This is a genomic window from Nonomuraea sp. NPDC049695 (assembly GCF_040674955.1).
GTDB lineage: Bacteria > Actinomycetota > Actinomycetes > Streptosporangiales > Streptosporangiaceae > Nonomuraea > Nonomuraea helvata.
The window spans coordinates 1-2,127 of record NZ_JBFANV010000214.1; the positions used below are offsets into that span (position 1 = coordinate 1).

General features: G+C 74.1%; 2 pseudogenes. Both read left to right on the forward strand.

From position 1 onward, the window contains the following. Positions 1–71: 71 nt before the first annotated feature. A pseudogene (locus AB0J64_RS57080) lies at positions 72–407 on the forward strand (methionine adenosyltransferase domain-containing protein); the annotation flags it as partial. A gap of 444 nt (positions 408–851) precedes the next feature. Next, positions 852–2,127: pseudogene (locus AB0J64_RS57085) on the forward strand (primosomal protein N'); the annotation flags it as partial.

Genomic DNA, 2,127 nt, shown 5'->3' on the forward strand with positions numbered 1-2,127 from the left:
CGGGTGCCTGGCCAGGTCCTGCTGGGTCGGGTCGACGTACTGGCCGAAGGTCTCCTGCCAGCCCAGCCACCCGCTCGGCCGCCTACGCCATGCGCTGGGTCGCCAAGAACGTCGTCGCCGCCGGCCTCGCCGACCGGTGCGAGGTGCAGGTGGCGTACGCGATCGGCAAGGCGCAGCCGGTGGGCCTGTTCGTGGAGTGCTTCGGCACCGAGAAGCTTCCGGTGGAGAAGATCCAGGACGCCGTCCTCCAGGTGTTCGACCTGCGCCCGGCGGCGATCATCCGCGACCTTGACCTGCTGCGCCCGATCTACTCGGAGACCGCCGCTTACGGGCACTTCGGCCGCGAGGGCTTCTCCTGGGAGTCCACGGACCGCGCCGAGGCCCTGCGCACCGCCGTCGGCCTCTGATCTGATCCGCCGCGGGCTGACCACATGACCGCAGGCCGCCACCACTGGCCGAGGTCATCGTGAGCTGATGTCGCCGCGGGCTGTCGTCACCTGAGGTCGCCGCCTCTGAGATGGCCGCCTGGCCCGACATCGACGCCGACCGGCCGTGTCCCGTCGTCAGGGCGTACTGACCGCATCCTGACGTCGGGACGCGCCGAACGCGCCAGGACGTCGGGGTGCTGCCGCAGCCCGACGCGGCTCTGCCGCGCCATGAAGTGGTGTGGTTGGCGGCGATGATCAACTCACCCTGCCCGCCGTGCGCCGGCCGGGTCGTTCGGCTCGGTGGAGGCGTGGCTCACTTCGGTGCGCGTACGGCCCTCCCAGGACCTCGCGTGGCATCGGAGCGCGGGTCCGGACGTGTGCGTGGCGGAGGTTCCGGGTGGTGAGGTCTGGTAGACGTTAGGCGTGACTGACTCCGACGACGCCCTTCTGCCGCTCGACGCCGTGCGGCCCCCAGCGTCGTCGAAGGACACCAAAGGCGCCACCGTACCCGCCCCTGACCGCCCCGTGGCGAGGGTCGTGGTGGACAGCCCGCTCCCGCACCTCGACCGCCCCTTCGACTACCTGGTGCCCGCCTCCATGCACGAGACGGCCGAGCCGGGGGTGCGCGTGCGGGTGCGGTTCGCGGGGAAGCTGGTCGACGGGTTCCTCCTGGAACGGGCCGACGAGAGCGAGCACGACGGAAAGCTCATGCCGCTCGAACGCGTGATCTCCCCGGAGCGCGTGCTCACGCCCGAGATCGCCGGGCTGGCCAGGGCGGTCGCCGACCGGTACGCGGGCACCCTGACCGACGTGCTCCGCCTGGCCGTCCCGCCCCGTCACGCCAAGGCCGAGTCGGAAGAGCCGCCGAAGCAGGACCTTCCGGCCGCGGAGCCGCCCACGGGCGAGAGCGCCTGGGACGCCTACCCCACCGGCCCCTCCTTCCTCGACGCGCTGCGACACGGACGCGCGCCCCGGGCCGTGTGGTCGGCCGTGCCCGGCGCCAGGGGATGGGCGGGCGCGATGGCCGAGGCGGTGCGGGCGGTGCTGGACGGCGGCAAGGGCGCGGTCCTCGTGGTGCCCGACGGGAAGGACGTGGCGCTGGCCGACGCCGAGCTCGAGAGGGTGCTGGGCCCGGGCAGGCACGTGGCGCTCACCGCCGACCTGGGTCCCGCCGAGCGCTACCGGCGGTGGCTGAAGGCGCTGCGAGGGCACGTACAGGCCGTCGTCGGCACCAGGGCCGCCATGTTCGCACCCGTCGCCGATCTCGGCCTGGTGGCCATCTGGGACGACGGCGACGACCTGCACGCCGAACGCCTGGCCCCCTACCCGCACGCCCGCGAGGTCCTCGGCCTGCGCGCCCACAGGACGGGCGCGGCGATGCTCATCGGCGGCTACGCGCGCACCGCGGAGGCCACCCAGCTCGTGGCCACCCGCTGGGCCAGGCCCATCGTGGCGGCCCGCACGACGATCAGGAGCCTCGCCCCCCGGGTACGCCCCGCGGGCGAGGACGCCGAGCTGGCCAAGGACCAGGCGGCCCGCCAGGCCAGGCTCCCCAGCATCGCCTGGCGAGCCCTCAGGCAGGGCCTGGACCGGGGGCCCGTGCTGGTGCAGGTGCCCAGACGCGGATACCTGCCCGCCCTCGCCTGCCGGCACTGCCGTACCCCCGCCCGGTGCATCCTGCCTCCGACCCGGACGGCCG